This window comes from Brevundimonas sp. (assembly GCF_036963785.1).
Lineage (GTDB): Bacteria > Pseudomonadota > Alphaproteobacteria > Caulobacterales > Caulobacteraceae > Brevundimonas.
The window spans coordinates 122,270-148,140 of the sequence record NZ_JBALUS010000004.1 but is presented as its reverse complement, the minus strand read 5'-3'; the positions used below and the strand labels follow the sequence as shown (position 1 = coordinate 148,140).

Genomic DNA, 25,871 nt, shown 5'->3' with positions numbered 1-25,871 from the left:
ATAGCGCTTGACCGTTCCACTGTTACAGCATAGTGGAACGCGCCATGACCGACGCCCTTCCCCCCAATGCCGCCGTCGCGGCCCGCAGCCGGCTGGACCTGTACGACGCCCTGCTGTGTCTGAAGTCGCGCGAGGAGGTCGATGCCTTCCTCGCCGACCTGTGCACGCCCGCCGAGGTGCGCGCCTTTGCCGAGCGCTGGCAGGTCGCGCGCCTGCTGGACGCGGGCGGCAAGTCGTATCGCGAGATCGCCGCCGAGGCCCAGGCCAGCCCGACCACGGTCGTGCGCGTGGCCCGCTTCCTCAGAGAAATGCCGCATCAGGGCTATCGCCTGGTGCTTGACCGACAGTCCGGAGTATCCGCGTGAGCAAGGTTCAGGGGCGACTTCGTATCGCCGTCCAGAAATCCGGTCGTCTGGCCGAGCGCAGCCTCGACCTGATCCGCAATGCGGGTCTCCGCGTCATCAAGGGCAACAATGACCTGCTCTACAAGGTCGAGAATGCGCCGGTCGACCTGCTGCGCGTCCGCGACGACGACATCCCGACCTTTGTCGCCGACGGCGTCTGCGACCTCGGCATTGTCGGCGAGAATGTGCTGGAAGAGGCGCGCAACGGCGGCCCGCTGGCCGAGGTGGTCATGCCGCTGGGCTTTGGCCGCTGCACGCTGAAGATCGCCGCGCCCGCGAGCCTGGCGTGGGACGGCCCGGCCTCGCTGAATGGCCTCCGGCTGGCGACCAGCTATCCGCGCATCCTGGGCCGCTGGCTGGCCGAGAACGGCGTCGAGGCCGGGGTGATCACCATGCGCGGCGCGGTCGAGGTCGCCCCGCGGCTGAAGCTGGCCTCGGCCATCTGTGACCTGGTGTCGACCGGCGCGACGCTGGAGGCCAATGGTCTGGTGCCGCTGGACACGGTGTTCGAGAGTCAGGCGGTCCTGATCCGTTCGCCCCAGCCGGTCGAGGACACGCTGGAGCCCCTGCTCGAAAACCTGATCACGCGCATCGGCGGCGTGGTGGCTTCCCAGGACGCCAAATACGTCATGCTGAACGCGCCGCGCGCCGCGCTGGACCGCATCACCGCCCTGCTGCCGGGCTCGGAGTCCCCGACCGTCATGCCGTTGTCGGGCCGCGATGATGCCGTGGCGGTCCACGCCGTCTGTCAGGAAGCGGTCTTCTGGGAGACGCTGGAGCGGCTCAAGGCCGAGGGCGCCTCGTCCATTCTGGTCCTGCCCATCGAGAAGATGATGTGATGCGCCAGATCGACTGGACGACCCTGTCCGCACCCGAGCAACGCGAGGCCCTCGCCCGCCCCGCGCAGCGCACCGAAGCGCGCGTCAGCGACACCGTGCGCACGATCTTCGACGATGTGCAGGCGCGCGGCGCGGCGGCCGTGACCGACTGGAGCCTGAAGCTGGACGGCGCCGCGCCCCGACGCATCGCCCTCACGCCCGATGTCGTGCGCGAGGCCCGCGCGGCCCTGCCGCCGGCCGACACCCGCGCCCTGCGTATCGCCGCCGAGAATGTCCGCATCTTCCATCAGGCCACCCGGCCCGACGACACGAACTGGGTCGAGACCACGCCCGGCGTGCGATCCAGGCTGGTGTGGCGGCCCATCGCGTCGGCGGGCCTCTATGTCCCGGGCGGCAGCGCGCCGCTGTTTTCCTCCCTGCTGATGCAGGCCATTCCGGCGGGCGTCGCCGGCGTTGCGCGCCGCGTAGCCGTGACCCCGCCCGCCAAGGACGGCGGCGTCCACCCGGCCATGATCGTGGCGGCGGATGAGGCCGGGCTGGACGCGATGTGGCTGATCGGCGGGGCCCAGGCCATCGCAGCCCTGACCTTCGGCGCGATCTTTGGCGATGGCGAAATCGCCCCCGTCGACAAACTGTTTGGCCCGGGCAATGCCTGGGTCGCCGAAGCCAAGAAGCAGGCGAACGCCCGGCCCGGTGGACCCGCGGTCGACATGCCGGCCGGGCCGTCAGAACTGATGGTCATCGCTGATTCCAGCGCCGATCCGGAGATTGCCGCCGCCGACCTGCTCAGCCAGGCTGAACACGATGCCGACGCCCAGGTGCTGCTGGTGTCGAACAGCCGGGGCGCCATCGCCGCCATTCTCGAGGCGGTCGAGGACCAGTTGCAGACCCTGCCGCGCGCCGACATCGCCCGCCGGTCGCTGGCCGAGGGTCGCGCCATTCGCGTCGCCGATCTGGAGCAGGCCTGCGCGGTCGCCAATCTGTACGGCCCCGAACACCTCGCGCTGCAGACGCTGGATGCGGAAAAGCTGGTCGATCGGATCACCGCCGCAGGCGCCATCTTCGTCGGCACCTGGGCGGCCGAGACCCTCGGCGACTATGCGGCCGGGCCCAGCCACGTCCTGCCGACCGACGGCGGGGCGCGGACGCTCGGCGGCATCACCACCGCCAGCTTCATGACCTCGATGTCGGTGCAGTCCGTCTCCGAGGCGGGCGCCGCCGCCCTCGCCCCGGTTGCCGCGCGTCTGGCCCGGCTGGAGGGTCTGGAAGCCCACGCCCGCGCGGCGGATCTGAGGACCGGCGCATGAAGAACCTGCCCGCCCCCTTCGCCCCGCTGGTCAGTGGCGGCGACGGACTGGATCGCTATCCCGCACGCCCCGGCGCCCTCGCCGCGCGCATGGCCGAGCTGTACGGCGTCGACCCCGATCAGGTCCTGCCCGTCCGGGGCGTGACCCACGGGCTGGAGCTGGCCTTCCGGCTGGCCGCCCGCGCGGGACAGTCCGTCGAGGCCCCGCAGGCCGAGCCCTTCCGGACCCTGGCCGACCTCTATGCCCGCCCGGGTTCCGAGGCCCGTCCCGGCGTGGTGATCGTGCGCGCCCTCGGCTCGCCCGAGGCCGTCGCCGAAATGGCGGCCCGCGTGGCCCCGGCCCTGCTGGTAGTCGACGAAGGCCTCGCCGAGTTCGCCGAGACCCCCTCCGCCGCAACCGTCGTCGCCGATCAGGCCAATCTGGTCGTCCTGCGCAGCCTGTCGCTCGCCTACGGACTGGCGGGCGCGCGCGTCGGCGCCGCTCTGGGACAGGCCGCAACGCTGCAGCGGCTGGCCGCCGTGCTCGAACCCTATGCCCTGCCCGAGGTCTGCGTGCGCCTTGGCCTGCAGGCGCTCGACCCGTCGCGCCTGATCGAGACGCGCGAGCGTATCGCCGCCACGGTCCGAGAGCGGGCGCGGCTGACGAAGGCGCTCGGCCGTGAGATATCGGTCGAGCCCGGCGTCGGGCCGGTGCTGATGGTGCGCCCGACTGATCCCGCCGCCGTGCGGGCGGCGCTGGCCCGGTTCGGCATTCCGGCGGAGACGGCCGGCGAGCGGCTGCGCCTGCCGGTGTCGGCGCGCGCGGACATCAACGACCGCCTGCTGGCCGCTCTGGATCTGGCCCCGGCGCAGGCCCGTCCCAACCGGACCGGACAGGCCGTCCGCGATACGAAGGAGACCCGCATCGTCTGCACCATCGACCTGGACGCGACCGGCCCGGTCTCGATCACCACGGGCGTCGGCTTCTTCGACCACATGCTGGAACAGGTCGCGGCCCACGGCGGCTTTTCGCTGCGTCTCGCCTGTGAGGGCGATCTGCACACCGACCCCCACCACACGATTGAGGACTCGGCCATCGCCCTCGGTCAGGCCCTGAAACAGGCGCTGGGCGAACGGCGCGGCATCGCCCGCTATGGCTTCGTCCTGCCGATGGACGAGGCCAATGCGACGGTGTCCATTGACCTGTCGGGCCGCCCCTATCCGGTGTTTGAGGGGACATTCGCCACCCCCTTCATCGGCGACTACCGCACCGATCTGACGGCTCATGTGTTCCGCTCGCTGGCCGAGCATCTGGGGGCTGCCATCCACGTCTCGGTGACCGGCGAGGACGACCACCACAAGACCGAGGCCGTCTACAAGGCCTTCGGACGCGCCCTGCGTCAGGCGATCCGCATCGAGGGCGACGCCGTGCCCTCGACCAAGGGGGTGCTGTGACCGAGGTTGCGCTTCTGGATTACGGCGCGGGCAATCTGGCCTCGGTGCAGTTCGCCTTCGAGCGACTGGGGGCACGCGTGCACCGGGTGTCGGACGCTGCGGGCATCTACGCGGCCGAGCGGCTGGTCCTGCCCGGCGTGGGGGCAGCGGCCTGGGCCATGGGGCGGCTGGATGCGCTGGGGCTTAGCGATCCGATCCGCGCCTTTTCCCGCCCGCTGATCGGCCTGTGTCTGGGCCAGCAACTGCTGTTCGAAGCGAGCGCAGAGGGCGATGTGCCGATGCTGGGCCTGATCCCCGGACAGGTGATCCCGCTCACGCCCGGCCCCGGGCTGACGGTGCCGCACATGGGCTGGTCGGCCCTGTCCGATCTGGCCGACGATCCGCTCACCGAGGGCGTCGAGGACGGCGCCTACGTCTATTTCGTCCACGGCTTTGCCTGTCCCGACGGTCCGGCGACGCTCGCCCGCGCCCGCCACGGCCCCCCCTTCCCCGCCATGGTCCGGCAGGGCAACCGCTGGGGCTGCCAGTTCCATCCCGAGCGGTCGTCGACGAGCGGGGCCCGCATCCTCTCGAACTTTCTGGCGATCGACGCATGATCCTCTATCCCGCCATCGACCTGAAGGACGGCGTCTGCGTGCGGCTGATGCACGGGCGCTTTGATCAGGTGACCCGCTATGACGACGACCCGGTCGCACGCCTGAATGCCTTTGCCGACGCCGGGGCCGACTGGGTCCACATCGTCGATCTGGACGGCGCCGAGGCCGGTCGCGCGGTCCAGCACGAGACCCTGGCGCGCCTGGCCGGGACCGGGCGGGTCCGCATCCAGTCCGGCGGTGGGGTGCGCACGCGCGAGGATGTCGTGCGGCTGAGCGAGGCCGGAGTGGCCCGGGTGGTGGTCGGCTCGCTGGCCGTCACCACGCCCGACACCGTGCGCGGCTGGCTGGAGGATCTGGGGCCCGAGGCCCTGACCCTGGCGCTGGACGTGCGCGTCACCGACGACGGCATCGTGCCCGCACTCAAGGGCTGGACCGAGGCCGCACCGCTGGACCTGTGGGCCGTGCTTGACCTCTATCCCGAAGGAGTCTTCCGCCACCTGCTGGTCACCGACATCGGTCGCGACGGGGCCCTGACCGGCCCCAATATCGACCTGCTGGCCGAGATCGTCCGGCGCCGTCCGGACCTGAAGGTCCAGGCCTCGGGCGGGGTGGCGCAGACCTCCGACCTGACGGCGGCGCGCGACGCGGGCTGTGACGGGGCCATCATCGGCCGCGCGCTCTATGAAGGCCGCTTCACCGTCGAACAGGCGCTCGAGGCCGTGCGATGACCGCGCGACGCATCATCCCCTGTCTGGACGTCAAGGACGGTCGGGTGGTCAAGGGCGTGCGCTTCGAGGGCCACGTCGACATGGGCGACGCGGTCGAACTGGCCCTGCGCTATCGCGATCAGGGTGCCGATGAACTGGTCTTCTACGACATCACGGCCAGCCCCGAGGGCCGCACCCTCGACTATGGCTGGATTGCCGACATCGCGCGCGATCTGGACATCCCCTTCTGTGTGGCGGGCGGCATCGCCGATGCCGATCAGGCCGCCCGCTGTCTCGACCACGGGGCCGACAAGGTGTCGGTCAATTCGCGGGCGCTGGCGCGTCCCGACCTGATCACCGAAATGGCCGAGCGGCTGGGCCGCCAGTGTGTGGTGGTCGGCGTCGACAGCCGCCTCATCGACGGCGAGTGGCAGGTGCACCAGTTCACCGGCGACCCCTCGGCCACGAAGCGCACGGGCCGCCGCACCCTGGACTGGATTCTCGAGGCCGAGGCCCTCGGCGCGGGCGAGATTGTGCTGAACGTCATGGACCAGGACGGCGTCCGCAACGGCTATGACATCGCCCAACTGAAGGCCGCGCGCGAGCGGCTGACCATTCCGCTGGTCGCCTCGGGCGGGGCCGGTGCGCCCGACCATTTCCGCGATGTGTTCGAACAGGCCGATGTCTCGGGCGCCCTCGCCGCCAGCGTCTTCCACACCGGGGCCATCGCCATCCCCGACCTCAAACGCTATCTCGCCGACGCCGGACAGGAGATCAGGCTGTGACCCTCAATCCCGAGACGCTGGACTTCGAAAAGGGCGGCGGCCTGATTCCGGTGGTGGTGCAGGACGCGGCGACGCTTCAGGTCCTGACCCTGGCCTATATGGATCGCGACGCCCTGGAGGAAACGCAGGTCAGCGGCGAGGCCACCTTCTTCTCGCGGTCGCGCGGCGGGCGTTGGCGCAAGGGCGAGACCTCGGGCGACCGCCTGCATGTCGTCTCGCTTACCCCCGACTGCGACGGCGATGCCCTCGTGCTCAAGGTGCGGCCGGTCGGCAATGCCTGCCACCTCAATCGCATCAGTTGCTTCGGAGAGGAGGATGCCCCGGGGCTGGGCCGCCTCGGCCGGCTGGAGGCGACCATCGCCGCGCGCGCCGACGCCGATCCCGAGACCAGCTGGACCGCCCGCCTGATGGCCGAGGGCCCCAAGCGCGCCGCGCAAAAGGTCGGGGAAGAGGGCGTGGAAACCGCGCTGGCGGGGGCCGCAGGCGACACAGAAGAGCTTGCGAATGAGGCGGCGGACCTCATCTATCACCTGTTCGTTCTGCTCAAGACGCGTCACATGGTGTTTCAGGACGTGCTCAACGTGTTGGCCCGGCGGGCCGAACCGGCCAAGAACCCTGACTGACGGCGCGCCGCCTCTGGCCGGAGCGCCCGGACGAAGAGACGGAGAGGCGAATGTCGGCCCTGATACTGTTCGGCGGAGGTGGCGATCTGGCGCTGCGCATGCTGCTGCCGTCGCTCTATTTCCTCGACCACGACGGTCTGCTGGATCCCGAGCTGAAGATTATCGCCGCCGCCCGCTCGGACGAAACGCGGGAGGACTATGTCGCCCGGGTCAAGGCCTCGGTCGAACCCCGCGCGACCTCTGACGAGGCCTGGTCGGAAGACACCTGGACCCGCCTGGCCGCCCGGCTGGACTATTTGGCGCTGGACGCGACCAGCGCGGATGAGCTGAAGGCGCTGAAGACGAAAACCGGGGACGGGTCTGTAACCGCTTTCATGGCCGTGTCGCCCTCACTCTACGGCCGGATCGTCCCGGCCATGCACGCCGCAGGGCTGGCCGGGCCGGACACCCGCATCGTGCTGGAAAAGCCGGTCGGTCGCGATCTGGAGAGCTTCCGCGAGATCGACGATGCCGTCTCGGCCGTGTTCGACGAGAGCCAGGTGTTCCGCATCGACCACTACCTGGGCAAGGAGACGGTCCAGAACCTGATCGCACTGCGTTTCGGCAACACCATCTTCGAGCCGCTGTGGAACAATCTGACCATCGACCATGTGCAGATCACCGTGGCCGAGACCGTCGGGGTGGGGGACCGCTGGCCCTATTATGACGAGTACGGCGCATTGCGCGACATGCTGCAGAACCACATGCTGCAGCTGCTGTGCCTGGTCGCCATGGAGCCGCCCTCCGACATCGATGCGGACTCGGTTCGCAATGAAAAGGTCAAGGTACTGCGCAGCCTCAGGCCCATTACGACAGAAGAGGTGACGCGCGTCACGGCGCGCGGTCAGTACCCGGATTATCTGACCGAGCGGGGCGCCCCGACCGACACCGAGACCTTCGTCGCCATCCGGGCCGACATCGACAACTGGCGCTGGGCGGGCGTGCCCTTCTTCATGCGGACCGGCAAATGCATGGCTGAAAAGCGCACCGAGATCGTCATCCAGTTCAAGCCGGTGCCGCATTCGATCTTCGGGCGGGACGGCACGGGCTATCGCAGCGCCATCCAGCCCAACCGTATGATTATTGAACTTCAGCCGGACGAGGACATTTCCCTTGAGGTGATGAACAAGCAACCGGGGCTGGATCAACGCATGCAGCTACAGCCCATCACCATGAGCCTGTCGTGGGGCCATAATGACCGCAAGGCCACCCCGCCCCGCCGTCGCATCGCCTATGAGCGGCTGCTGCTGGACGCGATGTCGGGTGACTCGACGCTGTTCGTCCGGCGCGACGAGGCGGAACAGGCCTGGAAATGGGTCGACGAGGTCTCGGACGCCTGGGAGGGCGCGGCCATGACGGTCGACCCCTATGGCACCGGCAGCTGGGGCCCCGAGAGCGGCGACCTGCTGCTGTCCCGCACCGGCCGCCGATGGAACAGTCATGAGCGTTGAGATCGAAACCTTTGCCTCGCCCGCGAAATGGGCCGCGGCCTGCGCCGAGCGGATGACCGACGCCCTGGCAGGCGCCCTGACCGAGCGTCCGCGTGCCTTCTTCGCGGGCTCGGGTGGATCGACCCCCGGTCCGGTCTATGCCGCCATGCGCGAGGCCGATCTGGACTGGAGCCGGGTCACCGTCACCCTGGTGGACGAACGCCATGTGCCGGAGAACTCGCCCGAGTCGAACGCGACCCTGCTGAAGACCAGCCTGCCGGTCGGCCCCGGCAAGGCCGACTTCATCCCGCTCTACAGCCCGGCCGTCACGGTTGATCGGGCCGCCGCCGTCGCCACCCAGGCCCTGGCCGGCCAGACCGATCGGCTGGATGCCGCCCTGCTGGGCATGGGCGAGGACGGGCACATCCTGTCGATGTTCCCGCAAAGCCCGACGCTCAAAGCCTTGCTGATCCCGACCCTGACGCCGGCCATATTCGGCGTCCCGGCGGGCCGCGACGGTATGGCGCCCAGCCGCGAACGCCTGTCGATGAACCTGCCCTGGCTGATGGCCTGCGGAACCGTCGTCATGGCCCTGACCGGCTCGGCCAAGCGCAAGGTGTTCGAGGATCAGGTCATGAGCGACCCGGCCCTGGTTCCCGTCGCGGCGCTCGCCGCCCACATCCCCCACCTGCAAGTCCTCTGGACGGAACAGTCTGAATGACCGACCTCCATCCCACGATCCGCGCGGTCACGGACCGCATCATCGCCCGCAGCCGCGAGACGCGCGCCGACTATCTGCGTCGCATGGACGACGCCGCGACCAACCGGCCGGGGCGCGCCAAGCTCAGCTGCGCCAACTGGGCCCACGCCTTTGCCGGCGCGCCGGTCAAGGACAAGCTGAACGCCATGTCGGGCAGCCAGCCGAACCTCGGCATCGTCACCGCCTACAATGACATGCTGTCGGCGCACCAGCCGTTCGAGCGCTTCCCCGAGGTCGTCCGTCAGGCGGTGCGGGAGGTCAATGCCACAGCCCAGGTTGCGGGGGGCACGCCCGCCATGTGCGATGGGGTAACCCAGGGCCGGCCGGGCATGGAACTGTCGCTGTTCAGCCGCGACCTGATCGCCATGTCGACCGCCATCGCCCTCACCCATGACGCGTTCGACGCGGCCCTCTGCCTCGGCGTCTGCGACAAGATCGTGCCCGGCCTGTTCATGGGCTCGCTGGCGTTCGGCCATCTGCCGGTCGTTTTTGCGCCCGCCGGTCCCATGCCCAGCGGTATTCCCAATGCCGAAAAGGCCCGGGTGCGCGCCCTCTATGCCCAGAACAAGGTGGACCGCGCGACCCTGCTGGAGAGCGAGGTGGCCAGCTATCACTCGCCGGGCACCTGCACCTTCTACGGCACGGCCAATTCCAACCAGATGATGATGGAGGTGATCGGCCTGCACCTTCCGTCCACGGCCTTTGTCCACCCCGACACCGGCCTCAGGGACGCCTTGACGGCGGCGGCGGCGAGGCGGGCGGTCGAACTGGCCCGCTCGGGCGAGGGCCGGATGAGCCGCGTGGTCGACGAGAAGTCGATCGTCAACGCCATCATCGCCCTGCTGGCCACGGGTGGCTCGACCAACCACGCCATCCATCTGGTTGCCATGGCCCGGTCAGCCGGGGTGCTGATCGACTGGACCGACATGGACGAACTGAGCAGTGCCACCCCGCTGCTGGCACGCGTCTATCCGAACGGCTCGGCCGATGTGAACGCCTTCCAGGCGGCCGGCGGCGTGGCCTTCGTGGTGCGCGAGCTGGCCAATGCCGGCCACCTGCACACCGACGTCACCACCGTCATGGGCGACGGGCTGGAGGCCTATTATCAGGAGCCCGTTCTGGACGAAGACGGCCGGCTGGTCTGGCGTGACGGTGTCTCCGAAAGTCTGGACACGGACATTCTGCGCCCCGTCTCGGACCCGTTCCAGAAGGACGGTGGTCTCAGGCTGGTGCACGGCGAACTGGGCCGGGCCGTCATCAAGGTCTCGGCGGTCAAGCCCGAGCACCGGGTGGTCGAGGCCCCCGCCGCTGTCTTCGACAGCCAGGAAGCCGCCCTGGAGGCCTTCAACGAGGGCAAGCTCAATCGCGACGTCATCGTCGTGCTCCGCTTTCAGGGGCCCAAGTCGAACGGCATGCCCGAACTGCACAGCCTGTCACCGGCGCTCAGCGTGCTGCAGGATCGCGGCTTCAAGGTCGCCTTTGTCACCGACGGCCGCATGTCCGGGGCCTCGGGCAAGACGCCGGCGGCCATCCACCTCAGTCCCGAAGCGCTGGACGGCGGGTCGATCGCCCGGGTGCGCGACGGCGATATTCTCCGGCTGGACCCCGACCAAGGTGTGCTGACCGTCGTCGGCGTGCCGGACTTTGCCGACCGCCCCTGTGCCCCGCGCGCCGAGGGTCACCTTCAGACCCATTCATGGGGCTATGGACGCGAGTTGTTCGGCGCCTTCCGCGATGCGGTCAGCTCGGCCGAGGAAGGCGCCTCGATCTGCTTTGCCCAGCCGCCGGCCGGACCGCCCGGCACAGACACCCCCCCGGACCCCAATGTGGTCGACCGCACCATGGACGCCTGAATGAGCAACGCCCCCCTTCACCTGGTCGGCGATGTCGGCGGCACCAATGCCCGCTTTGCCCTGTCGCGCATGGTCGACGGCATGCCGCGCGTCGAGCACCACGCGAGCTTTCCGGCCGAGGACCATCCGACCTTTCTGGATGGCGTGCGGGCCTTTCTCGAAGGGTGTGACGAGCGCCCGAACGGCGGCGCCATCGCCGTGGCCGGGCCGGTCACCGACGGCTTCATCGATCTGACCAATTCCCCCTGGCGCGTGTCAGAGGGCGAACTGGCCAGCCTGGGCGTCGGCCCCATCCGGCTGATCAACGACTTCGAGGCCCTGGCCTGGGCCGCGCCCCTGATCGGCGGGGACGACCTGTCGCATCTGGGGGGGCCGGAAACCGGCGATCCCCTGCAGACCCTCGCCGTGCTGGGACCCGGCACGGGCTTCGGCGTCTCGGCCCTCGCGCGCGACCGATGGGGCTCGGCCGTGGCGCTGGCCTCCGAAGGCGGCCATGTCGACTTTCCGCCGTCCGACGCCATCGAGGACGAGGTGCTGCGCATTCTGCGGCGGCGCTACACCCGGGTGTCGATCGAGCGCCTGATCTGCGGGCCGGGGCTGGTCAATCTGCACCGGGCGCTGGCCGAGATCGACGGACGCCCGACCTCCATCGACGATCCGGCAGAGATCACCCGCGATGCCCTGGCCGATCCGCGCAGCCCGTGCGGGGCGACGCTGGCCCGCTTCTGCGCCATCCTCGGCTCGGTCGCCGGGGACGTGGCCCTGACTACGGGTGCACGCGGCGGCGTCTATATCGCGGGCGGCATCGCGCCGCGCATTCTCGACTTCCTGAAGGCCAGCCCCTTCCGCGAACGGTTCGAGCAGAAGGGGCGCTTTACCCCCTATATGCAGGCCATTCCGACCTGGGTGGTCCTGCACAAACAGGCGGCCCTGCTGGGGGCAGCCCAGGTCGCCTGTCGCAACGACTGATTGTCATCACGTCCGCGTGAACCCTTTGCCACATTCCGGCGTTTGGGTGTCTCAACCGAGGAAGGGACTTCTCATGCGTAAACTGATCATCGCCTCCGTGTCCGCTATCGCCCTGATGGGCGTGGCTGCCTGCAATGAAACCGCTGCCGAAAAGGAAGCGGACGCCCAGGCTGACGCCATCGAGGCGCAAGCCGAGGTCGAATCGACCCAGCTGGAAAACGCCGCCGACCAGGCCACCACCGACGCCGAACGTGACGCCCTGAACGACCGGGCCGACGCCGTCGAGGAATCGGCCGAGCAGCGCGCCGATGCGGTCGAGGAAGCCGCCGAAGACACTGCGCCCGCGCAGTAACAGCTCCGACCTGCCGGGGGGTCATGCCTCCGGTCATCCTTCGGAAGGAAAGGCCCCGCCATCCCCCCGGCGGGGCCTTTTTTCTGTGCCCTATCCGGCCCGCTTCGGCGGCCAAGGGATGAAGGCGCTGGTGCGGCGCACATAGTCGGCATAGCCGGGCCGCGAACTGTGGATCGACTTTTCCGTAATCCCGATGCCGGACCATTTGGTGAGGGTAAAGGTCAGGAAGACCGGCCCGAGGATCGAGGCCAGGCCCGGCCCTGTCTCGGCCGCGATCAGATAGAGGCCCCACCAGACACAGGCGTCGCCGAAATAGTTGGGGTGGCGGGTGTAGCGCCACAGGCCGGTGTCCAGCACCTTGCCCTTGGTCGAGGGATCCCGGCGGAAGGCCGCCAGTTGGGCATCGCCCACCGTCTCGAACACCAGACCGACGGCGAACAGGGCCACCCCGGCCCAGCCCAGCCCGCCGACCGGCGGCGTATCGGCCACCTGACCCAACTGCACCGGAAGCGACGTCAGCCAGGCCAGCCCTCCCTGCGGCAGGAAGACGAACAGCAGCGCGACCATCGGCCAGCTCTTGCCCGTCTTCGTCTGGCGGCCAATCAGATCGGCATAGCGGCGGTCCTCGCCATGGGCCCGCCAGCGCAGGAACAGGTGCAGACCCAGCCTCACCGCCCACAGGCCGCACAGCCCGACCAGCAGGGCAGACCGCAGGGCGTCGCCCTCCGTCCGGGGCCAGGTCACCAGCGCGAGGAACAGCATGGCCAGCGGCCAGACCGCGTCGATGAAGCTGACATCGCGGATCCTCACCGCCACCAGCCACAGAAGGCTCATGACGCCGAGGATCAGGGCCAGATTGACGCCCAGCAGCCAGGCGATCTCGGTCAGGGTCATGGGCAAGGCTCCGATAGCAGGGGACAGTCCCTTATACGTTGAACCCTGTCCCCGGGATGCCCGCCCGGGCAACCCTCACTCGTGATGCTGCGATCCGAAGGTCCGTTCCAGCCGGCGCTCCAGCCGCGTCTTCACGCCGTCGATCAGGCTGAAGGCGGCCGGGATGAAGATCAGCGACAGGGCCGTCGAGGTGATCAGCCCCCCGATCACGGCGACCGCCATCGGGCTGCGGAACTCGGTGCCCTCGCCGAACGCCAGGGCGATCGGCAGCATGCCCAGACCCATGGCCAGGGTGGTCATGATGATCGGCCGGGCCCGCTTGTGCGCGGCATCCAGAATCGCCGCGCGACGGTCCATCCCGTCCTTCATGGCGATGATGGCATAGTCGACCAGCAGGATGGAGTTCTTGGCCGCGATGCCGGTCAGCATGATGATGCCGATCAGGGCCGGCATCGACAGCGACTTGCCCGTCACCAGCAGCAGGAAGAAGGCCCCGCCGAATGACACGGGCAGCGCCGCCAGAATGGTGATCGGGTGGAAGAAGCTGCGGAACAGCAGCACCAGCACGACGTACATCAGCAGGATGCCGGTCACGATGGCGAACATGAAGCCGATGCCCGTCTCCTGCAGGTTCTCCAGCTCCCCCGACACCGCCTGGGATACACCCTCGGGGAGGTTCTTCATGGCCGGCAGAGCATCGACCCGCTCGGACGCCTGACCAAGCGTGATGCCGTTAAGCTCGGCCGTCAGGGTCGCGACCCGCTTGCGGTCAAGGCGGCTGATCTGGTTGGGCCCGGCCCCGAAAGAGATATCGGCCACCGACGTCAGGGGTACTGAGGCACCGGACGCCGTCGGCACGCGCAGGTTTTCCAGAATGCCCAGATCGCTGCGGGCTTCCTCGCGCAGCATGACCCGGATCGGGATCTGCCGGTCACCGAGATTGAATTTGGGCAGCAGCTGATCGGCGTCGCCGAGCGTCGCCACCCGGGCGACCGAACTGATGTCTGCCGAAGCCACACCCTGCAGGGCCGCGACTTCGGCCTTGGGTGTGATGAGGATCTCGGGACGTACAAGGGCGGCAGACGAGATGACGTTGGTCAGACCGGGGATCTCCCGCATCTGACGCTCAACCGCCGCCGCCGCTTCTTCCAGGGTATCGCCGTCATCGCCGACCAGCTGGATCGACACTTGGCTGCCCTGACCATCGGCACCGAACTGGACGCGGGCGCCCGGAATGGCGCGCAACACCGGGCCCATTTCCTGCTCAAACGCCTGCTGACGCAGCGAGCGCTCGCTGCGTTTGACCAGATTGACGGTGATGTTGGCCGAGCGAACCTCGGCCGCCGATCCGCCGCCGCCCGGTCCGAAACTGACCGAGGCCGAGCCCACCGAGGAATAGACCGACCGAACCTCGGGCCGTTCCAGCAGCGCCGTGTTCACCCGTTGAACAACGGAGTCCGTTTCGGTGAGGGTCGAGCCGGGCGGCAGCTGGATGCTGATGCTCGAGCGCGAGACATCCTCGGCCGGGATGAATTCGAACGGGAGCTGCATGGCCAGGAAGAGTGAGCCGATCAGGAACAGGCCGCCGCCGCCCATGACCCACAGACGGTGGTCGTTGCGCCGCCGCACCACGCGATGGGCAAACCGACCGCGTGGATCGTCGCCCCCTTTGCGGAAGTCGTTCAGCGCCCAGTCGAGAACACGCAGATAGCCCTTCATCCAGGCCGGATCACCATGCTCCTTGCCCTGGTCGCGCTTCAACATATAGGCGCCCATCAGCGGGGTGAGCGTGCGCGCCACGACCAGCGAGAAGAAGACGCTGACGCAGGTGGCGATGGCAAAACTCTTGAAGAACTGCCCCACGACGCCCGGCATGAAGCCGGTCGGCGCGAACACCGCCAGCAGGGTCGCCGTGGTCGCGATGACCGCAAGACCGATTTCATCCGCCGCCTCGATGGCCGCGGGATAGGGGGCCTTGCCGTCGCGGATGTGCCGGACGATGTTCTCGATCTCGACGATGGCGTCATCGACCAGAATGCCGATGGTCAGCGACAGGGCCAGCAGGGTCACCACATTCAGGGACTGACCGGTCAGGTCCATGATCCAGAAGGTCGGGATCAAGGACATGGGCATGGCCACGGCGGCGATCAGCGTGGCCCGCCAGTCGCGCAGGAAGATGAACACCACCAGCACGGCCAGGCCGGCGCCCAGCAACAGCGCCTCGACCGAGGCGTGGAAATTGTTGATCACGTCCGAGGTGGTGTTGGTCACCTCCTCGATGGTGACATTGTCGAGTTCCTCATCCAGCGCCTCGATCGCGGCCTGGGTGGACTCGTAGACGTCCAGTTCGGACGAGCCTTTCGAGCGACTGATGCTGAAGCCGACAACCTCGGCCCCGTTGTAGCGCGCGCGCCCGCGCGGCTCGGACCATTCGTCGACCACTTCGCCCAGATCGCCGAGACGCACCGAGCGCCCTCCGACCGGAATCCGTGTCTCACGCAGATCCTCGACAGACCCGGCCGAACCGACCGTCCGGATCGCCTGCTCCTCGCCGCCGATCTGGCCGCGGCCGCCGGGCAGGTTGATGTTGGACGCCCGCAGCTGGTTCGACACCGCCGCCGCCGTCACCCCCTGGGCCGCCAGCTTGGCGGGGTCCAGCTTGATGCGGATCTCGCGGCTGACGCCCCCATCGCGACTGATCTGGCTGACGCCCTCGATCGAGAGCAGTCGCTTGGCGACGGTGTTGTCGACGAACCAGCTCAACTCCTCGGGGTTCATGCCAGGCGCGCGGACCACATAGGTGGCGATCGGCTGTTGGGTGAATTCGATGCGCTGGACAATCGGCTCTTGCACATCCGACGGCAGGTTCTGGCGAATGCCTGCGATGGCGTTGCGCACATCATTGGTCGCCTTCTCCAGGTCGACACCGAGCTGGAAGGTGATGGCCGTCGTCGATACAGAGTCATTCACGGTCGAGCTGATATCATCGACCTCGCCGAGGCCCGCGACCGCATCCTCAACCAGACGCGTCACCTGGGTTTCCAGCTCGGTCGGCGCCGCGCCCGACTGGACGACCGTGACCGCCACGATCGGCAGGTCAACGTTGGGGAAATTGTTCGTCGGCAGTTTGAAATAGCTCAGCACCCCGGCGACCGTCAGGATGATGAACAGCAGCACCACCGGGATCGGGTTCCGGATCGAGGCCGCCGAAATATTGTTGAAGTTCATCGGGCCGGTCTCAGCTTGCGGACGCGGGGGGAGCGGCCGGCGCCGCCGGGGTCGCCGGTGCCACCGTCACCCGGTCGCCGTCGCCGAGGAAGCCCGCGCCCTTGACCACCACCCGCTGGCCGGCCTCGAGCCCGCTGTCGATGGCCACATTCGGTCCCTCGCGCGCACCGGTTCTCACCTCGACAAAGCGGACGGTGGAGTCGCTGCCCACGACATAGACCCCGGCTTCACCCTCGCGGTAGATCACCGCCTCGGAGGGCACGACCAGGGCCGGCAGCTGACCCAGGGCGATCTCGGCCCGGGCGAACATGCCGGTCTTCAACTCGCTGCCACTGTTGAGCGCGATGCGCGCCACGCCCAGACGCGTCTGGGGATCGACCTCGGGCGTCACGATCCGCACCCGACCGCCGGTCGGACCGTTGGCCCGGTCGGAGGTGACAACGGCGGTCATGCCGGAGCGCACCAGCGACAGATCGGATTCCGGCACCTGGGCATCCAGTTCCAGACGCCCGTCGCGCACGACGCGGAACAGCTCCGTGCCCGGCTGGACGATCTGACCCCGCGTGACGCTGCGGCTGATCACCCGACCCGAGACGGGGGCCCGGATAGTGGTCTGGGCCAGACGCGTCGCCGTTTCCGACCGCGCCGCGCGGGCGGCGTCCAATTGGGCCGCGGCCGTGCGTTGATTGGCCTCGGCTGTGTCCAGCCCGGCCTGACTGAGATAGCCGCGCTCGCGCAGCTCGCGGGCCCGGTCCAGTGCGGCATCCTGCTGCGCCACAAGGGCTTCCGCGGATTTCACCGAGGCGTCCTGCTGGGCCAGCTGGGCGCGCAGCACATCGTCGTTCAGCTTGACCATGGCCTGGCCCTGCCGGACATAGCTGCCCTCGTCGACATAGACGGCGGTTGCCACCAGCCCGCCGGTTTCGGCGCCGACCGGCACCTCTTCCCACGCCGAGATGGTGCCCGAGACGGTCAGGGTCCGCGCCAGATCAACGCTCTGGACCGTCGCCACGGTCACGGTCTGGCCAGCGGCCGGCTCGACGCCGGCCTTGTCGTCCTCGCTGTGGCCGGAACAGCTTGCCAGAACCGCCAGCCCAAGCATTGCGAAGGCAGCAACCACCGGCTTCAGCATTGATCTCACGTCCATATCCCCTGTGCGTGGTTCCGGCCTCTATCGTCCCGCTGCGTGACAGCCGCGTGGCGAAGCCTGAAACCCGAACGCCGCCTATACCCTGTTCGCGACCCGTTCTCAAACGAGACCTTGTCCATTACAGCAATATAATCCTGCCGCGACGGGACGCCTGGCGCCCGCGTGAGTTGGCGTCGGCCCGGCCCCATGCTAACCGCGCCGCAGCATGAGCACGTCCCCTCCGACACCCCCGATCGACCGCATCCGCAATTTCTCTGTGGTCGCCCATATTGACCATGGAAAATCAACGCTTTCCGACCGGTTGATTCAGTTCACCGGGGGGCTGACCGCGCGGGAAATGCGCGAGCAGGTCCTGGACAATATGGAGATCGAGCAGGAGCGCGGGATCACCATCAAGGCCCAGACCGTGCGGCTGAACTACAAGGCCAGGGACGGGCTGGATTACGTTCTGAACCTGATGGACACGCCCGGCCACGTCGATTTCGCCTATGAAGTCTCCCGCTCGCTGGCCGCCTGCGAGGGCTCGATCCTGGTGGTTGATGCGTCGCAGGGGGTCGAGGCCCAGACCCTCGCGAACGTCTATCAGGCCATCGACAACAACCACGAGATCGTGCCGGTCCTCAACAAGATCGACCTGCCCGCCGCCGAGCCCGAGCGCGTCCGCGAGCAGATTGAGGACGTGATCGGCATCGACGCCTCCGAGGCCGTCCTGTGCAGCGCCAAGTCCGGCATCGGCATCGAGGATGTGCTCGAGGCCATCGTCACCCGCCTGCCCGCCCCCAGGGGCGACGCCGACGCCCCGCTGAAGGCCATGCTGGTCGACGCCTGGTACGACCCCTACCTCGGCGTCATCCTGCTGGTGCGCGTGTTCGACGGCCACCTGCGCGCCGGCCAGCGGATCAAATTCATGCAGAACGGTTCGACCCATCTGGTCGACCGCGTCGGCGTCTTCCTGCCCAAGAACACCCCGGTCGAGAGCCTCGGCCCGGGCGAGGTCGGCTTCATCACCGCCCAGATCAAGGAGGTCGCCCACGCCGCCGTCGGCGACACCATCACGGATGAAAAACGCCCCACCGACACCCCGCTCAAGGGCTTCAAGGAAGTCCAGTCGGTGGTGTTCTGCGGCCTGTTCCCGGTCGATGCGGCCGATTTCGAGGACCTGCGCGCCGCCATCGGCCGCCTGCGCCTGAACGACGCCAGCTTCACCTATGAGATGGAATCCAGCGCGGCCCTCGGCTTCGGCTTCCGCTGCGGCTTCCTCGGCCTGCTGCACCTCGAGATCATTCAGGAGCGCCTCAGCCGCGAGTTCAACCTCGACCTGATCGCGACCGCCCCCTCGGTGGTCTACAAGATCGGCCTGCGCGACGGCACGACCATCGACCTGCACAACCCGGCCGACCTGCCCGACGTCATGCAGATCGACACCATCAGTGAGCCGTGGATCAAGGCCACCATCCTGACCCCCGACGAATACCTCGGCGGCGTCATCAAGCTGTGTCAGGACCGCCGCGGCCAGCAGATCGAGCTGTCCTACGTCGGCACCCGCGCCCTGGTGGTCTATGAGCTGCCGCTGAACGAGGTCGTGTTCGACTTCTACGACCGGCTGAAGTCGATCTCGAAGGGCTATGCCAGCTTCGATTACGAGCTGACCGACTACAAGGTCGGCGATCTGGTCAAGATGAACATCCTGGTCAATGCCGAGCCGGTCGACGCCCTCAGCATGCTGGTCCACCGGGGCCGCGCCGAGACCCGCGGCCGCGGCATGGTCGAGAAGATGAAGGAGCTGATCCCGCCCCACATGTTCGTCATTCCCATCCAGGCGGCCATCGGCGGCAAGATCATCGCCCGCGAAACCGTCCGCGCCCTGCGCAAGGATGTGACCTCGAAATGCTACGGCGGCGACGCCACCCGCAAGAAGAAGCTGCTGGAGAAGCAAAAGGCCGGCAAGAAGCGCATGCGCCAGTTCGGCAAGGTCGACATCCCGCAGGAAGCCTTTATTGCCGCCCTGAAGATGGACGAGGATTGATCGTGACCCAGACCCCTGCCACCCCGCAGACCGCCCCCCTGACCGATCCCGTCTCCTCCGCCCTGACGGCCGCCAAGGCTGACCCGGCCAAGGTCGGAGCCTTTGAACTGGCGCTGATTTCGGCCCTGCTCTACGTCGTGCCGGCCGACGGTCCGCCCCCGCTGGACAAGACCTTTGGCGTCGATGTGCCCTTCACCCTGATGGGGGTCACCCTGAAGGACGGGACCCGGGCCAATGGCCTGTTCACGACGCGCGAGGCCGCCGCCGCCGTGTTCGGCGACGCGCCGCTGATGGGCATCCGCGGCCTGCATGCGCTGCAGATCCTGCGCGAGCACTGGATCGCGCTGAACCCCGGCGCCACGCCCGGCCTGATCCTGTCGCCCGACCAGATCCAGGCCATCCTGGAGTCCGTCGGCGAGGTCCGGCTGGCGTCCGCCGACGCCCCCGGCCGCACCCCGACCCTGCCCGAGCGCGAGCCGCTGGAACTGACCGACCGTCTGCGCCGCGCCCTGACGCACGAGACCATCACGGGCGTCTGGCTGGGCCGCATCACCGACCCGGAGACGGATGCCCCCGGCTGGCTGCTGCAGGTGCAGGGCACAGCCCCCTTCGCCAATGTGCGCGCCGCCGTCGACATCGCCGCGGTCGGCCTGGACTTCCACGGCGAGACGCTGGACCTGTCGGTCAGCCTGCCCGGCGGCCCCGAAGGGGTCGGCCTGCGCGTGGTGTAAGGCGGGGCGGAGAGGTCGTAAGGCGCCGTCCGCACGACCCCGGCGAAAATCTCGGTTTCTTAACGGGTTCGCGTCAAGGTAGGGGCTGTATCAGTCAGGATTCCCCCATGCCCTGTCATGCGTGCCGCCATGGCGCCGGGTTCGATCTGGCCATCACCATGGCCTTTCAGCCGATCGTCGATGTCGGGACCCGCACGGTCTTTGCGCAGGAGGCGCTGGTGCGCGGCGCCGACGGCAGCGGCGCGGCCGCGGTGCTGGCGCAGGTGTCGGACACCAACCGCTATGGCTTTGACCAGTTGTGCCGCAGCACCGCCATCGAACAGGCCGCGGCGCTCGACCTGACCGCCGGCGGCGCCAGCCTGTCGATCAACTTCCTGCCCAATGCCGTCTATGAGCCGCGCGCCTGTATCCGGGTGACGCTGGACGCGGCGATGCGCACCGGCCTGCCGACCAGCGCCATCATCTTTGAATTCACCGAGAGCGAGTCGATCGACACCGACCACCTGCTGAACATCCTGCGGTCGTATCGGGCCATGGGGTTCCGCACCGCCATCGACGACTTTGGCGCCGGCTATGCCGGGCTGGGCCTGCTGAGCAAATTCCAGCCCGACATCGTCAAGCTGGACATGGGTCTGGTGCGCGGCATCGACACCGACCCGGTCCGGCGGATCATCGTGCGCAACACCCTGGCGACGCTGACCGAGCTGGGCATCCAGCCGGTGTGCGAGGGGATCGAGACGGTCGGGGAATACACCGCCCTGCGCGACCTGGGCGTGACCCTGATGCAAGGCTATCTGTTCGCCCGCCCCACCGTCGGACGGCTGGCGGAGGTGGTCTGGCCGGAGGAGGCGGAGGGGCAGGCGGACGCGGTGCGCGCGGTGGGGTGAGGATTGAGGGGTAGACTCGCGCGCTGATTGCTCTCTAACCTCAGTTCGCGGGGGTGAAAAAGATGAGCGATAGTCCACCGGATGATCGGCCTGAGCACCGCTTCGGGGGGCCCTGGACGGAAGTGAAACTCGACGCAGTCGAGTACTATCTGAAATTCTATACCCAAGCGCTCAGGGACAAGCCTGCACCCGATAATCCATTTGTGCTTTGGTATATCGACGCATTTGCCGGCACGGGCATGCGTGCAGCGGACCAAGTAGAGGGCGGACTCTTCGATGGAACCCCCTCAGAGATAAAAACGGTTCGTCTCGCGGGATCAGCTACACGGGCCCTGCAGGTCGATCCACCATTCAAGCGATTTGTGTTCATTGAGGAGCGGCCAGATTTCTGCGTCGCGCTCGAGACCCTGAAAAGGGACCATCCTGATCGGTCAATCGAATGCAAACAAGGCGACGCAAACCTCATACTTCCGAAGCTATTCGGATCGCCGCCATGGGTGGGACGCAAGAAGTGGGGCAGCCCTTCACACAGGGCGGTAGTCTTTCTTGACCCCTACAACCTCGTCGAGTGGTCAACACTTGAATGCTTGGCACAGACTAAAGCCGTCGACCTATGGTTTCTCTATCCTATTGCGAGCGTGCTGCGCCAAGCTGCTAGGAGCTATGAAGCGGTCGACGCCAAAAAGGCAGCCTATCTCGATAGGGCTTTCGGCACCGCTGCGTGGCGGACTGAGCTTTACAAGCCAGAGACCCAAGCCCCTCTCCTCGAAGACTTAGGAACCCGCAACGAGAGGGTAGATCGGTCGGAAGTGGAGGCCTACGTGAAACGCCGTCTGGAAACGCTCTTTCCATACGTCTCTCAACCGCTGCCGCTTCTGATGCCAGCCGGTGCGCAGCTATTCTCTTTGTTCTTCGCTGCTGCAAACCCAAGCCCGCCTGCGGTCGCACTCGCGCGCCGGTGCATCAAGGATTTGCTTAACAACTATGGACGACCGGCATCTCATCGTAGGTCTGGCCGTCAATAGAGCGACCAGCCGCCTTCTTATTCCGACCGCCCCACTGCTTGAAGAAGAACGCCGTCCCAGACACCCGGCAACGACTCTGAATTTCATCGACCCATTGAGGGTCCATCGGGCGGGAACGCGGTCCAGATTCGCCACCGATGATTGCCCAGTCGATGTCGGTCAGGTCGGCACTCGCTACCGAGCCGATCAAAGGTTCGAACGACACAAAGCGTATGACGGAAGGTGTTGCGCGTAGATCGTCGAGGCGCGACAGGACGGCAGCGTCTTCGACGCTGGTCCCCAACCAAACGTGCGGCAACACGGGCAAATCGAGCGCCACAAGCACATCGCGCATGCGCTCGGGCCGCTTGGTGAGTATCTGATAGGTATGTCGCGGAGTCTGCTCCATCACCTTCCAGACGCGAGCGATGAAGTCGGTCGGCACATCGTCATGGAAGAGGTCCGACATGGAATTGACGAAAATTTTTCGGGGCTTTCGCCACTTGAGCGGCACGTCGAGAGATGCCTCGTCAATCCTGGCCTTGCCGACCCATACGTAGCGACCGCCGCTCTTGCGCGTCAGGCCTTGGTATTTGGGCAGGCCCATGGCCTCGAGCCGCGCGGCCATCCGCATGGCATAGCAATTCGTGCAGCCGGGCGTGATGACCGTGCATCCCGCAACGGGGTTCCACGTCGCGTCTGTCCATTCGATCGTGGTGTCGGCCATTGTCGATCCTAACATCCTAGTGCCTGCCGACCGACCCCTTGCATTAACCATGCCATCCCGCATTGTTCATGGTATGTTCTCATTGTTTAAGGGTGGAAGCAAGGGGAGTTCGAATGAGTGGATCGAGTGACTACGGAAAGTGGATTGCTGCCGTCGACCGCATCATGAAGCGCGACTGGTGCATCGACACGGCCGAGGCCGGGCTAAACGAGGGCGAGTTGCGGCGCTTCTGGAGCGAAGGCGATGTGCCCGAGGCCTTCGTCGCGTGGTATGCCGCAAAGTATGATCTGATCCGGTTTGAAAGCGGGTATTCTCAGCGTTCGCCTGCCTAAGCGCCGGACTGCTTGCCGATCAGCCCCATGCGGGCAAGAAGTCGGTCTCGTAATGTGGTCGAGGTAACGCCCGCCCCGAGCTTTACGCCTTGACCGTGATACTCGCCGTACGGCGTGTTCAAGAGCGAGGGGTGGACCTGCACTTGCAGCGTCGCGGGGTCAATCGTCACGAGTTCGCGGTCAAATAAGGTGTGAAGATCGGCCCGGAGCAGCAAGGCATTGTCGGGGGTGTTGGTGTGCTCACCGAGGTAGGGAACGATATGAGCAGCCTCCAAAACCTCGACCACTTCGTAGCCCGATATGGCGCACCGGCGGTCGAACCGCTTGAGAGCCTCTTCGCGAAATCGCTTCCCACCTTGTCGCGCGACGATCTGAGCTTCGATCCTGCGACGCGCATCTTCTGGCGAAATCGGCAGTGCGGGTTCCGCTACAGCCCCTAACTCAGACTGCGACGGAGCGAACTTGAAGTTTTGCGAAGGCAGCTCGCCTTGGTCATTGTAGCCCTGAAGACTGAAGTATCCGTCCGCGAAGCCGACGACCTGCGCCAATCCCAAAACTCGATATAGGGCCGTCGGCTTACTCCTAACTTGGATCATCACGGCAACCGGGACGTCATCATCGCGATTTGCGAAAAGGGCCCGGTTCGTCGCCACCCGTTTTGCCTACTCCGGATCAGCGCGCTCCTGGAAGTAGCGATACGTCCATGAGCCATCCGGTGCCGCAACGGGATCGTGGTCGTCGTACGGGCTGTTGAGCGTCTCACGAATGCTGAGGGCGTAGATCCAGCCCTTCGGCTTTTGGATGCCCGTCTGAGGATTGACGAGATGAACGCCGTTGAGCGGTGCGGGCCACCGGATGTCCTCTCCGCGTCGGCTGTTGAACCACTCCAGCGCTTCACGGTGGGGTGCTTCGAGCTCCGAGAACTTGATTTCCAGCGCGCTCATTGCGCGCGCCCGAAACTTCGGATGTCGATGCTCCCCTGTCCTATTTTAGATAGGTGAATCATCGCGCCCTCCTATCGGAGGTTAGGTCGCAACTTCACCGTTGGGCAAGCGCCCCACGTCCGCCTTTGACGCAGACGCCCTCTATCCTGCCCCGCATGGATATGACCCTGCCCCCGGCTGTGCCTCTGCCGGATCCGCCGAAGGCGGATCGGCCGGCGCATTATCGGCTGTCGACCGAGACCTGGCTGTTGATCCTGAAGGAGTATCGGGAGGGGGCGACCGCGCCCTTTCTGGCCAGCAAATGGCGGGTGTCGGAGCATGCGGTGCGGCGGCGCATCACCATGCACGGGGCGACCAAGCGCGAGTGGGGCGATGGTCAGGCGATCGCCATGGCCACGGCGCGCGAGGCCGAGCTGGAGGCGGCGCGGCGGAACAGCCCGGAGGCGGTGGCGGCAAGGCTGTTCGCGGGCCTGCCGATGCCCTCGGATGAGGGGGAACCGGACGGCGGTGAAGACCCGGCGGGGCTGGCGCGGATGGCGATGCTGGCGTCGGGGCGGGCCATGCGCGGGCGGCTGTGGGCCGAGGCGCGGGCGCTGGGGGCGCTGGCCGAGACCTATCAGCGGCTGGCGGCGCGGGAGGCGGAGGCTGTGGCTGGCGGTGGCGGTGTGCGCGGCAGCGGGCCGGACGGGGCGCTGACGGTCGCGGACCTGCCGCTCGCGCTGGTGCTGCAGGTGATGGAGATGGGGGGCGAGGAACGGACGGCGTTGTTCGGCTATCTGCCCGAGGGGCGGCCGGACCCCGACCGGGCGGTGCGGAAGGCCTATTGGCAGATGTATGGCTTTCAGCGGCGGTATCTGACCAAGGCGAGCTATCGCCAGCGGGCGACAGAATTCTGGATCGAGACGCTGGAGGCGTCGCTGGCGGCGGCGGGGGTACCGCTGCCCGACGAGGGCCATCTGAGCGGCTGGCGGCAGATGTCGGACGCGGACCTGATGGACGCAGCGGCTGAGGGAATGGAGGACTGAGGCGGGGCAGGCCCCCTCCCCCTCTCGCCATTCGCGGGCGGGCGGGGTAGGTCACTGCCCTTTCCGTTTTTGCTGCACAGGACGGCTCTCATGACCGCCTCTCCGTCTCCCGCCTTTTCGCCGCTGAATGACCTCGAGGTGCTGCTGATGGCGGCCAGTTCGGGCGGGGCGGAGGAGCGCGCGGCCTTTGAGGCGGCGGTGCCGGAGGGCAAGCTGTGGGCCGTGGTGGCCGAGGAAGATGCGGCGCGCGACACCCTGCGGCTGCGGACCGTGACGCCCCGGGACGGACGCCCGGCGACGGCGCTGTTTACCGCACGGGAGCGCGCGCAGGCGGTGTTCGGGGAGGATGCGGCGGCCGAGGCCTTTGACGGGCGGGCGCTGCTGGAGGTGGTGTGCGTCAATCCGGCGGTGCTGAACCCGGGTCAGCCCTATGGGGTATCGTGGCCGCCGGCGGCCCTGTCGGCGATGATCGGCCAGACCCTGCCGGCCCCGGAGGCGCGGTTTCCGACCCATCTGGCCAAGCCGAAGACCACGCCGGACGGGCTGGTCGAGGGGCTGAGGCGGGAGCTTTCTGCCGATCCGTCGGTCAAGGCGGCGTGGCTGGCGCTGGCGCGCTGGTCGGGCAGCGAGGAGGCCGGCTTTTATCTGGATGTGCGGATGCCGGCCGGCGAGGCGCAACTGCCGGGCCTGATGGAGCGGGCGCTGAAGGATGTGGTGCTGGATGCGCGTCTGGATGCGGGGGTGCGCGCGCCCGAAGCGCCCGCCGGGATCGGGCTGGAGATCGTGGCGCTGCGGGATTGATCGCGGGGCCTCAGTATTTTCGTCA

26 protein-coding genes are annotated in these 25,871 nt (G+C 67.5%); 20 read left to right on the top strand and 6 right to left on the bottom strand.

The features are described from left to right. Positions 1 to 44: 44 nt before the first annotated feature. The 13 genes from V7672_RS10610 to V7672_RS10550 all read left to right on the top strand — a co-directional run bounded on the left by V7672_RS10610 (position 45) and on the right by V7672_RS10550 (position 12,097). Positions 45 to 365 carry a YerC/YecD family TrpR-related protein gene (locus V7672_RS10610; RefSeq protein ID WP_335624563.1) on the top strand — a complete coding sequence of 107 codons (321 nt, stop codon included), beginning with the start codon at positions 45 to 47 and terminating at the stop codon, positions 363 to 365. Beyond that, complete coding sequence (gene hisG, locus V7672_RS10605) at positions 362 to 1,243, top strand: ATP phosphoribosyltransferase (RefSeq protein WP_335624562.1); 882 nt, start codon at positions 362 to 364, stop codon at positions 1,241 to 1,243. The genes V7672_RS10610 and hisG overlap by 4 nt, the downstream gene beginning before the upstream one ends. Further along, positions 1,243 to 2,550, top strand: a complete 1,308-nt coding sequence (gene hisD, locus V7672_RS10600) for a histidinol dehydrogenase (protein WP_335624561.1) — start codon at positions 1,243 to 1,245, stop codon at positions 2,548 to 2,550. Before hisG ends, hisD begins: the two co-directional genes overlap by 1 nt. Beyond that, positions 2,547 to 3,983, top strand: coding sequence for an imidazoleglycerol-phosphate dehydratase HisB (gene hisB / locus V7672_RS10595; RefSeq protein ID WP_335624560.1), 1,437 nt, complete (start codon positions 2,547 to 2,549; stop codon positions 3,981 to 3,983). The genes hisD and hisB overlap by 4 nt, the downstream gene beginning before the upstream one ends. Then, positions 3,980 to 4,579, top strand: a complete 600-nt coding sequence (gene hisH, locus V7672_RS10590) for an imidazole glycerol phosphate synthase subunit HisH (protein WP_335624559.1) — start codon at positions 3,980 to 3,982, stop codon at positions 4,577 to 4,579. The genes hisB and hisH overlap by 4 nt, the downstream gene beginning before the upstream one ends. Then, positions 4,576 to 5,307, top strand: coding sequence for a 1-(5-phosphoribosyl)-5-[(5-phosphoribosylamino)methylideneamino]imidazole-4-carboxamide isomerase (hisA, locus tag V7672_RS10585; RefSeq protein ID WP_335624558.1), 732 nt, complete (start codon positions 4,576 to 4,578; stop codon positions 5,305 to 5,307). The genes hisH and hisA overlap by 4 nt, the downstream gene beginning before the upstream one ends. Beyond that, entirely contained in the window at positions 5,304 to 6,071 is a 768-nt protein-coding gene (hisF, locus tag V7672_RS10580; protein WP_335624557.1) for an imidazole glycerol phosphate synthase subunit HisF, read from the top strand. The genes hisA and hisF overlap by 4 nt, the downstream gene beginning before the upstream one ends. Next, on the top strand, positions 6,068 to 6,694 hold the full coding sequence (gene hisIE, locus V7672_RS10575) for a bifunctional phosphoribosyl-AMP cyclohydrolase/phosphoribosyl-ATP diphosphatase HisIE (protein ID WP_335624556.1): 627 nt from the start codon (positions 6,068 to 6,070) through the stop codon (positions 6,692 to 6,694). Before hisF ends, hisIE begins: the two co-directional genes overlap by 4 nt. Positions 6,695 to 6,744: 50 nt before the next feature. Next, positions 6,745 to 8,184 carry a glucose-6-phosphate dehydrogenase gene (gene zwf, locus V7672_RS10570; protein WP_335624555.1) on the top strand — a complete coding sequence of 480 codons (1,440 nt, stop codon included), beginning with the start codon at positions 6,745 to 6,747 and terminating at the stop codon, positions 8,182 to 8,184. Continuing rightward, a complete protein-coding gene (gene pgl, locus V7672_RS10565) occupies positions 8,174 to 8,884 on the top strand; it encodes a 6-phosphogluconolactonase (protein ID WP_335624554.1) in 711 nt (236 codons plus the stop codon). The genes zwf and pgl overlap by 11 nt, the downstream gene beginning before the upstream one ends. Then, complete coding sequence (gene edd / locus V7672_RS10560) at positions 8,881 to 10,776, top strand: phosphogluconate dehydratase (RefSeq protein WP_335624553.1); 1,896 nt, start codon at positions 8,881 to 8,883, stop codon at positions 10,774 to 10,776. Before pgl ends, edd begins: the two co-directional genes overlap by 4 nt. Further along, positions 10,777 to 11,745, top strand: coding sequence for a glucokinase (gene glk / locus V7672_RS10555; protein ID WP_335624552.1), 969 nt, complete (start codon positions 10,777 to 10,779; stop codon positions 11,743 to 11,745). It abuts the gene before it with no gap. A gap of 73 nt (positions 11,746 to 11,818) precedes the next feature. After that, the gene (locus V7672_RS10550; RefSeq protein WP_335624551.1) at positions 11,819 to 12,097 is read left to right on the top strand and encodes a hypothetical protein; all 279 of its coding nucleotides are present in this window, start codon (positions 11,819 to 11,821) and stop codon (positions 12,095 to 12,097) included. Positions 12,098 to 12,187: 90 nt separating this feature from the next. Here the strand turns inward: V7672_RS10550 and V7672_RS10545 are convergent, their stop codons facing one another. The 3 genes from V7672_RS10545 to V7672_RS10535 form a co-directional block, all read right to left on the bottom strand. After that, positions 12,188 to 12,991: a DUF1295 domain-containing protein gene (locus V7672_RS10545; protein ID WP_335624550.1), complete on the bottom strand. Its 804-nt coding sequence runs from the start codon at positions 12,989 to 12,991 to the stop codon at positions 12,188 to 12,190. A 75-nt stretch (positions 12,992 to 13,066) separates the two neighbouring features. Next, entirely contained in the window at positions 13,067 to 16,219 is a 3,153-nt protein-coding gene (locus tag V7672_RS10540) for an efflux RND transporter permease subunit (protein ID WP_335624549.1), read from the bottom strand. A gap of 10 nt (positions 16,220 to 16,229) precedes the next feature. Then, on the bottom strand, positions 16,230 to 17,366 hold the full coding sequence (locus V7672_RS10535) for an efflux RND transporter periplasmic adaptor subunit (RefSeq protein ID WP_442889269.1): 1,137 nt from the start codon (positions 17,364 to 17,366) through the stop codon (positions 16,230 to 16,232). 208 nt (positions 17,367 to 17,574) lie between these two features. Between V7672_RS10535 and lepA the strand changes: the two genes are divergently transcribed. The 4 genes from lepA (at position 17,575) to tcmP (ending at position 22,038) form a co-directional block, all read left to right on the top strand. Then, positions 17,575 to 19,395: a translation elongation factor 4 gene (gene lepA, locus V7672_RS10530; protein ID WP_335624548.1), complete on the top strand. Its 1,821-nt coding sequence runs from the start codon at positions 17,575 to 17,577 to the stop codon at positions 19,393 to 19,395. A 2-nt stretch (positions 19,396 to 19,397) separates the two neighbouring features. Continuing rightward, on the top strand, positions 19,398 to 20,126 hold the full coding sequence (locus tag V7672_RS10525) for an SseB family protein (protein WP_335624547.1): 729 nt from the start codon (positions 19,398 to 19,400) through the stop codon (positions 20,124 to 20,126). Positions 20,127 to 20,233: 107 nt separating this feature from the next. After that, positions 20,234 to 21,013 (top strand): EAL domain-containing protein, encoded by a 780-nt coding sequence (locus V7672_RS10520; protein ID WP_335624546.1) that lies wholly within the window; start codon positions 20,234 to 20,236, stop codon positions 21,011 to 21,013. A 122-nt stretch (positions 21,014 to 21,135) separates the two neighbouring features. Then, positions 21,136 to 22,038, top strand: coding sequence for a three-Cys-motif partner protein TcmP (gene tcmP / locus V7672_RS10515; RefSeq protein ID WP_335624545.1), 903 nt, complete (start codon positions 21,136 to 21,138; stop codon positions 22,036 to 22,038). Here the strand turns inward: tcmP and V7672_RS10510 are convergent. Then, positions 21,989 to 22,744 (bottom strand): DUF5131 family protein, encoded by a 756-nt coding sequence (locus V7672_RS10510; RefSeq protein ID WP_335624544.1) that lies wholly within the window; start codon positions 22,742 to 22,744, stop codon positions 21,989 to 21,991. The two genes, tcmP and V7672_RS10510, sit on opposite strands and share 50 nt — an antisense overlap. 113 nt (positions 22,745 to 22,857) lie before the next feature. Here V7672_RS10510 and V7672_RS10505 point away from each other — a divergent pair, with 113 nt between their 5' ends. Continuing rightward, the gene (locus tag V7672_RS10505) at positions 22,858 to 23,076 is read left to right on the top strand and encodes a hypothetical protein (protein ID WP_335624543.1); all 219 of its coding nucleotides are present in this window, start codon (positions 22,858 to 22,860) and stop codon (positions 23,074 to 23,076) included. On the opposite strand, the gene V7672_RS10500 is transcribed toward V7672_RS10505, so the two are convergent. Both V7672_RS10500 and V7672_RS10495 read right to left on the bottom strand, forming a co-directional pair. After that, positions 23,073 to 23,624 carry an HNH endonuclease gene (locus V7672_RS10500; protein WP_335624542.1) on the bottom strand — a complete coding sequence of 184 codons (552 nt, stop codon included), beginning with the start codon at positions 23,622 to 23,624 and terminating at the stop codon, positions 23,073 to 23,075. The two genes, V7672_RS10505 and V7672_RS10500, sit on opposite strands and share 4 nt — an antisense overlap. A 114-nt stretch (positions 23,625 to 23,738) precedes the next feature. Further along, positions 23,739 to 24,020 (bottom strand): hypothetical protein, encoded by a 282-nt coding sequence (locus tag V7672_RS10495; protein WP_335624541.1) that lies wholly within the window; start codon positions 24,018 to 24,020, stop codon positions 23,739 to 23,741. A gap of 161 nt (positions 24,021 to 24,181) precedes the next feature. Between V7672_RS10495 and V7672_RS10490 the strand changes: the two genes are divergently transcribed. Together V7672_RS10490 and V7672_RS10485 are read left to right on the top strand one after the other, a co-directional pair. Further along, entirely contained in the window at positions 24,182 to 25,045 is an 864-nt protein-coding gene (locus tag V7672_RS10490) for a hypothetical protein (protein WP_335624540.1), read from the top strand. A gap of 90 nt (positions 25,046 to 25,135) precedes the next feature. Continuing rightward, a complete protein-coding gene (locus V7672_RS10485; protein ID WP_335624539.1) occupies positions 25,136 to 25,846 on the top strand; it encodes an SseB family protein in 711 nt (236 codons plus the stop codon). The last annotated feature ends 25 nt before the right edge of the window (positions 25,847 to 25,871 follow it).

Coding starts and splice junctions, on each gene's coding strand:
- V7672_RS10490 (WP_335624540.1), top strand. CDS start 24,182: ATGACCCTGCCCCCGGCTGTGCCTCTGCCGGATCCGCCGAAGGCGGAT.
- V7672_RS10520 (WP_335624546.1), top strand. CDS start 20,234: ATGCCCTGTCATGCGTGCCGCCATGGCGCCGGGTTCGATCTGGCCATC.
- V7672_RS10540 (WP_335624549.1), bottom strand. CDS start 16,219: ATGAACTTCAACAATATTTCGGCGGCCTCGATCCGGAACCCGATCCCG.
- V7672_RS10495 (WP_335624541.1), bottom strand. CDS start 24,020: ATGAGCGCGCTGGAAATCAAGTTCTCGGAGCTCGAAGCACCCCACCGT.
- V7672_RS10550 (WP_335624551.1), top strand. CDS start 11,819: ATGCGTAAACTGATCATCGCCTCCGTGTCCGCTATCGCCCTGATGGGC.
- hisA (WP_335624558.1), top strand. CDS start 4,576: ATGATCCTCTATCCCGCCATCGACCTGAAGGACGGCGTCTGCGTGCGG.
- V7672_RS10485 (WP_335624539.1), top strand. CDS start 25,136: ATGACCGCCTCTCCGTCTCCCGCCTTTTCGCCGCTGAATGACCTCGAG.
- pgl (WP_335624554.1), top strand. CDS start 8,174: ATGAGCGTTGAGATCGAAACCTTTGCCTCGCCCGCGAAATGGGCCGCG.
- V7672_RS10545 (WP_335624550.1), bottom strand. CDS start 12,991: ATGACCCTGACCGAGATCGCCTGGCTGCTGGGCGTCAATCTGGCCCTG.
- V7672_RS10535 (WP_442889269.1), bottom strand. CDS start 17,366: ATGGACGTGAGATCAATGCTGAAGCCGGTGGTTGCTGCCTTCGCAATG.
- edd (WP_335624553.1), top strand. CDS start 8,881: ATGACCGACCTCCATCCCACGATCCGCGCGGTCACGGACCGCATCATC.
- zwf (WP_335624555.1), top strand. CDS start 6,745: ATGTCGGCCCTGATACTGTTCGGCGGAGGTGGCGATCTGGCGCTGCGC.
- hisB (WP_335624560.1), top strand. CDS start 2,547: ATGAAGAACCTGCCCGCCCCCTTCGCCCCGCTGGTCAGTGGCGGCGAC.
- hisF (WP_335624557.1), top strand. CDS start 5,304: ATGACCGCGCGACGCATCATCCCCTGTCTGGACGTCAAGGACGGTCGG.
- V7672_RS10510 (WP_335624544.1), bottom strand. CDS start 22,744: ATGGCCGACACCACGATCGAATGGACAGACGCGACGTGGAACCCCGTT.
- glk (WP_335624552.1), top strand. CDS start 10,777: ATGAGCAACGCCCCCCTTCACCTGGTCGGCGATGTCGGCGGCACCAAT.
- lepA (WP_335624548.1), top strand. CDS start 17,575: ATGAGCACGTCCCCTCCGACACCCCCGATCGACCGCATCCGCAATTTC.
- V7672_RS10505 (WP_335624543.1), top strand. CDS start 22,858: ATGAGTGGATCGAGTGACTACGGAAAGTGGATTGCTGCCGTCGACCGC.
- hisD (WP_335624561.1), top strand. CDS start 1,243: ATGCGCCAGATCGACTGGACGACCCTGTCCGCACCCGAGCAACGCGAG.
- V7672_RS10610 (WP_335624563.1), top strand. CDS start 45: ATGACCGACGCCCTTCCCCCCAATGCCGCCGTCGCGGCCCGCAGCCGG.